Origin of the sequence: Streptomyces lycii (genome assembly GCF_009735685.1) — a bacterium.
Taxonomy (GTDB): Bacteria; Actinomycetota; Actinomycetes; order Streptomycetales; family Streptomycetaceae; genus Streptomyces; species Streptomyces lycii.
Map to the genome: position 1 here is coordinate 1 of NZ_WHPN01000063.1, position 5,587 is coordinate 5,587.

Annotated in this window: 4 protein-coding genes, 1 pseudogene and 1 riboswitch; of the genes and pseudogenes, 2 read left to right on the plus strand and 3 right to left on the minus strand. The window is 75.4% G+C overall.

The features are described 5' to 3' along the window. From GCU69_RS03190 to GCU69_RS03200, 3 genes and pseudogenes are all read right to left on the minus strand, one after another. Positions 1-796, minus strand: a pseudogene (locus GCU69_RS03190) (hypothetical protein); the annotation flags it as partial. A gap of 121 nt (positions 797-917) precedes the next feature. Further along, entirely contained in the window at positions 918-2,129 is a 1,212-nt protein-coding gene (locus tag GCU69_RS03195; RefSeq protein WP_156205076.1) for an alpha/beta hydrolase, read from the minus strand. 76 nt (positions 2,130-2,205) lie between these two features. Next, positions 2,206-3,030 carry a class II aldolase/adducin family protein gene (locus GCU69_RS03200; protein ID WP_098751263.1) on the minus strand — a complete coding sequence of 275 codons (825 nt, stop codon included), beginning with the start codon at positions 3,028-3,030 and terminating at the stop codon, positions 2,206-2,208. 322 nt (positions 3,031-3,352) lie between these two features. Between GCU69_RS03200 and GCU69_RS03205 the strand changes: the two genes are divergently transcribed. Then, complete coding sequence (locus GCU69_RS03205; protein ID WP_156205077.1) at positions 3,353-4,690, plus strand: inorganic phosphate transporter; 1,338 nt, start codon at positions 3,353-3,355, stop codon at positions 4,688-4,690. A 32-nt stretch (positions 4,691-4,722) separates the two neighbouring features. Next, positions 4,723-4,959, plus strand: coding sequence for a hypothetical protein (locus GCU69_RS03210; RefSeq protein ID WP_098751265.1), 237 nt, complete (start codon positions 4,723-4,725; stop codon positions 4,957-4,959). A 196-nt stretch (positions 4,960-5,155) separates the two neighbouring features. Further along, positions 5,156-5,282, plus strand: a riboswitch (cobalamin riboswitch). The last annotated feature ends 305 nt before the right edge of the window (positions 5,283-5,587 follow it).

Consider the following 5,587-nt stretch of genomic DNA (forward strand, 5'->3'; position numbering starts at 1 on the left):
GGGGCGCCGCCGCTGCGGGCACTTCCGGACCGGGGCCCTCCGGTGCCGCTGGTCCGGCGGCCCCCGGTGCGGGCGTCGCCGGGCCGGGGGCACCCGGTTCCGGGCGGCCGGGTGCGGCCGGGGTGCCCGTACCGCCGTAGGGCACCTCGCAGCGCTCCGTGCGCAGCTCGGCGACCCGCTGTTCCAGGAGGTCCCGGAGCGCGGACACCGGCATGGGCCCGGCCGACAGCTGGAGCAGCGACAGCAGTTGCGGTACGGCCTCCACGACCTCGGCCACCACGGTGGGGGCGAAGGCCGACGGTGCCGGGTGGGCGATCGACCAGGCGTCGAGCAGCGCCACCCAGCCGCGCAGCGCCGCGGTGTCGTCGCGGTCCCAGGCCTGGAGCCGCCAGCCGGGGCGGGCCACGCCGCCGTGCAGCTCGACGAGACCGGCCAGCCGGGCCCGGTCCCAGTCCGCCCTGGCCTGGTGCGCCGTCAGCCCCAGCGCCTCCGCGGCCCGTTCGGCCGCCTCCCCGGACAGCGCCCCCGTACCGCCCGGAGCGGGGCGGCCACCGCCGTCGCGGGTGCGTTCGGCGTCGGCCCAGCGGGCGATCCGTACCGCGCCGCTCAGCCTCTCCCGGGCGTGCCGGGCCAGTTCCGACGGGGCGGGGGTGCCGGCCGGCGGTGTGGGGGCGGAGGCGCCCCAGGCCGGGGGGCCCTTCCGTTTGCGACGCGTCGTCACCGCCTCGCGGGCAGCGGCGATCGGCCGTCGGGGTACGAGATGAAGCCGGGAGTCGCGCGGGGTACGGGACGTCACGGGAGCAGTCTCGCGGCTGACCCCCGGAAATCCCAACTCGGGGACCGTTCAGGCATTCCCCCGCCCGGCCCTGCCGCCGCGACGCCTCCTCCGGCCGGGTGGGCGGCGGACCGGCCACGGCTCACATCAGCGGGGTCAGGAAGCGGCGCAGCGCCTCCTCGTAGCCCTCGGGGTCGGCGTTCCACATCGCGGCGTGCGGGGCGTGCCGGACCACGTGCAGGCTGACCAGGTCGGGGCGCGCCTCGGCGAGGCGGGAGGAGATGTCCCAGGGGGCGAGCCGGTCGTCGGGGCCGTGGACGATCAGCGTCGGAACGGAGAGCCCCGCGGGATCCCAGGCCCCGGACCGGCTGCCGGACCCCAGTGCGGCCCGCTCCCCCGCTCCGGCCCCGCCGCCGTTCCCGGGACGGGCCCGGCCGCCGTGCCCCGGCCCGCCCCGGCCGGCGTCTCCCAGCCCGGCCCTGCCCTGGGCCGCCCGCACCGCCAGCGGCAGCAGCGGGCCCGGTGTGCGGTGCGCGGCCGCGAGGGCGCGGACCGTCGTCCGCCAGTCCAGCACCGGCGAGTCCAGGACCAGTCCGCTGATCCGGTGCCGCAGCGCGGAGTCCGCCGCGGTGCGCAGCGCCATCGTGGCCCCGGTCGACCAGCCGTACAGCACGACGCGGCGCGCGCCGCTCCGGACCGCGAACCGCAGGGCCGCGTCCAGGTCGCGCCACTCCGTGTCGCCGAGATGGCCGACGCCGTCGGGGGACCGGGGCGCGCCCGGGTCACCCCGGTAGGCGATGTCGAGCACCGGGAACTGCCGGTCGTGCAGGAAGGGCATGACCACCATGGGGTGCTCGCGGGTCGTGCCGAGGCCGTGGGCGGTGACGACCCAGGTGTCGCGGCCGCCGGGCACCAGCCAGCCGGGCAGCGTCCCCAGCTCGCCGGGCACCTCCACGTCCTCGTGGTCCAGGCCGTGCGCCTCGCCGGGGTCGCCGACGTAGACCTGCGGGGTGAGCCGCATCCGGGAGCCGGGCCTCAGGTGGCCGCGCTGCACCCGGACCAGCCGGCGCACCACGGTGTCGGCGGAATGCGATGCTCCGCCGAGCACGGGGCCGACGACGGCGTGCGTGTCGCGGCCGGTGAGCCCGTAGGTGCCGGGCCGCTGCGAGGCCAGGGCGCGGGTCAGGGCCACTTCGTCGGCGGTGGTGGCGTGGACGGTGAGCCGCGGGTCGCTCGGCAGCGGCCGGGACGGCTTGAGGGCGTTGTCGCAGGCGTGGCGTCCGGCGGCCACCGCGGCCGCGGCGGCGCCGAGCACGGTGGTCGCGGCGACGGCCGCCGCTGTACGAGGTCGCATCCGTCCCAGTGTGCTGCGGCCGGGGGGCCGCTGCCAGTACGGGACGCCCGCGGAGTGACGCGGCGGCCGCCGCCGCTCAGCCCTGCGGGCCGTAGCCGGCGAGCTTCTCGGAGACCTCCCGCAGCTGTCCGGCGGAGATCAGGGAGGGTTCCAGGCCGGGCACCGAGCGGGCCGCCAGCCAGACGCGGCACATCCACTCCAGCTGCGCGGTGCGGTCGTACGCCTGGTCGAGAGTCGCGCCACAGGTGACGGTGCCGTGGTTGCGCAGCAGGCAGCCGGTGCGGTCGCGCAGGGCGTCCAGGGTGTGCCGGGCCAGTTCGTCGCTGCCGTAGAGCGCGTACGGCGCGACGCGCACGGGGCCGCCGAGCGCGGCGGCCGTGTAGTGCACGAGCGGTAGCTCGGTCACCAGGGTGGACACGGCCGTGGCGTGCACGGCGTGGGTGTGCACGACGGCCTCGGTGCCGCTCCGGCCCTCCCGGTGAACGGCGAGGTGCAGCGGCAGCTCGCTGGTCGGCTTCAGGGTGCCCGTCACCTGCCGTCCGGCGAGGTCGACCGCGACGGCGTCGGCGGGGCCGAGGCGGTCGTACGGCACACCGCTGGGGGTGACGAGTACGGTGTCCCCGACCCGCAGCGAGACATTGCCCGAGGTGCCGACGACGAGCCCGTCCCGGGCGGTGCGCCGGGCCGTGGCCACCAGCTCGCGCCAGGCGTCCCGGTACAGGGAGTCGTCCGGGGAGACGCGGGAGAGGTCCTCCGGGGAGCCGTCCGGAGCGTCGTACGGGGCGTCCGCGGGGGATCCGTACGAGGGCCGGGACGCGCCCGGTCCGCCCCGGTGCCCCTCCGTGGATCCGTCCCGGTGTCCTTCCGGGGGGCCGTCCGTGTGGGCGTGCCGCTGTGTCATCCGCCTCACCTCCGCGGCCGATGCTGGCAGACGGCCCGCCCCGGGGTTCCCCCGGCCCCCCGGCGCTCCTCCCGTTCACCGTCCGCCAACTCGCCCGGCAGCACAGCTGTTTGCCGGAACGCCCGATCGTGTTCAATCGCTGCTTGAAGAAGACCTCACACTTTGCCCGTGACTGTCCGCATATGCCCGCTCACATCGCCCGGGGGCGCGCAGAACTCCGGTCCGGCAATAGCACTCGGATGCCCCCTTCAGTTCACCTTCCGTTCACCGACCCTCTTTAGCGTCACGAATGTCTCTGGCCCCCGAACGATTGCCTGGGTGAATGGAACACATCACGCTTCTCATCGGGATCGTGATCATCACGGCCTTGGTGTTCGACTTCACGAACGGCTTCCACGACACCGCCAACGCCATGGCCACCACCATCTCCACCGGGGCACTCCGGCCCAAGACAGCGGTGGCGATGTCGGCGGTCCTCAATCTCGTCGGCGCCTTCCTCTCCGTGGAGGTCGCCAAGACCATCTCCGGCGGCATCGTCGACGAGAGCGGCATCCAACCCGAAGTGATCTTCGCCGGGCTGGTCGGCGCGATCGTCTGGAACCTGCTGACCTGGCTGGTGGGCCTGCCCTCCAGCTCCTCGCACGCCCTCTACGGCGGACTGATCGGCGCCACCCTGTTCTCGGCCGGCAGCAGCGCGGTCCACGTCGACGTGGTGATGATGAAGGTCCTCATCCCTGCCGTCGCCGCCCCGCTGGTCGCCGGTCTCGCGGCGATGGCCGCGACCCGGCTCACCTACCGGCTCACCGAGAAGCGCGACGAGCGGGACACCGCGAAGGGCTACCGTGCCGGGCAGATCGCCTCGGCCGCCCTGGTCTCCCTCGCGCACGGCACGAACGACGCGCAGAAGACCATGGGTGTGATGACGCTCGCGCTGATCACCGGTGGCGTGCTCGACCCCGACGCGGGCCCGCCGTTCTGGGTCATCACCTCGGCCGGTGTCGCCATCGCGCTCGGCACGTACCTCGGCGGCTGGCGCATCATCCGCACCATGGGCAAGGGCCTCACCGACATCCAGCCGCCGCAGGGCTTCTCCGCCCAGACCGGTGCCGCGACCGTCATCCTGGCCTCCTCGCACCTCGGCTTCGGCCTCTCCACCACCCAGGTCTGCTCGGGCGCGATCATGGGCTCCGGGCTCGGCCGCAAGGGCGGTGTCGTGCGCTGGTCGACGGCGACCCGGATGTTCATCGCCTGGGGCCTGACCCTGCCCGCCGCGGGCCTGGTCGCCGGTGCGGCGGCCCTGCTGGCCGGACAGGGCGACTGGGGCGTCACCGCCGTCGCGGTGCTGGCTCTCGCCGCCGGTTTCGCCATCTGGAAGAAGTCGCGGCGGCAGCCGGTCGACCACACCAACGTCAACACGCCGGACATCCCGGCCCAGCGGACCTCCGGGTCCGAGGGGCTCCAGGACGAGCCGGCGGGGGTCGTCACCGCCGCCGTGCAGGCCGTCTCCCCGCCGCCCGCCGGCCCCGCCGCCGCGCAGGTCTCCGGGCAGGCGACCGACCGGTCCGAGCCGGCCGGCACCTCCGAGCCCGCCGACAAGCCCGCCGACAAGCCCGCCGACAAGCCCGCCAACAAGCCCGCCGACAAGGCAGCCGCGGTCTAGGTACAGGCCGGGACAGGAAAAGGAAGCACCGCATGGACATCGACTGGGCAGCACTCGGCCAGGTCTTCGGCGTCAGCCTCGTGGTGACCGTCGCCATCGTCGGCCTGTTCACGGTCGGCATCGTGGGCACCTCCCGCAAGCCGCAGCCCGACTCCGGGTCCACGGCGCCGGGCGCCGCTCCGGCGCCGGCGGCCCGTGCGGGCGCCTACGCCTGCTTCGCGCTGTGCGCGGCCGCCGTGGCGTACGGCATCTACCTGATCGTCGCCTAGCGCCTCGGTCACCGGCCCCGGGAGGGGCGGCGTCGCAACGCCGCCCGCCCCCGGGGCCTTCGCGTGCCCGCCGCCCGTACGGGCTCCGGGCGCGCCCCCGGTGTGCGCCCGCGCACACTCCTCCGTCGCAGGTCAAGGGGAAGTTGACGGGGGTCGCCGGGCGTGGTGGACTGCCGGGGCCAAACGGCGGCAGGAGAGGAAGCCGGTGCGAATCCGGCGCGGTCCCGCCACTGTCACCGGGGAGCGCACCCCCACCGAGACGTCACGGCCCGCACGCGGGCTGGAAGGCCGGGGGCGGGCGCGGATCCGGGAGCCAGGAGACTCTCACCGCCGGTCACGTCGAGCCAGGGCGCGGACCCTGAGTGAGGACACTGCGATGCCCGGCTGCCGCCGACCGCTCTTCCCCTGTGCACCCCTGACGCACACGCCCCGCCGTGTGCCCGAGATCTTCCGGCGAGGCGTGACGGCGGTCTGACCGATGCCTGCCGAACACCCCGTCCCCGGGCCGGCCGGCGGTGCCGTGCTCGGGTTCCTGTGCGACCTCGCCCTGGGCGATCCCTCGCGCGGTCATCCCGTGGCCGCCTTCGGGCGTTTCGCCGCTGCCGCCGAACGCCTGCTGTGGCGCGAC

Coding starts and splice junctions, on each gene's coding strand:
- GCU69_RS03195 (WP_156205076.1), bottom strand. CDS start 2,129: ATGCGACCTCGTACAGCGGCGGCCGTCGCCGCGACCACCGTGCTCGGC.
- GCU69_RS03200 (WP_098751263.1), bottom strand. CDS start 3,030: ATGACACAGCGGCACGCCCACACGGACGGCCCCCCGGAAGGACACCGG.
- GCU69_RS03205 (WP_156205077.1), top strand. CDS start 3,353: ATGGAACACATCACGCTTCTCATCGGGATCGTGATCATCACGGCCTTG.
- GCU69_RS03210 (WP_098751265.1), top strand. CDS start 4,723: ATGGACATCGACTGGGCAGCACTCGGCCAGGTCTTCGGCGTCAGCCTC.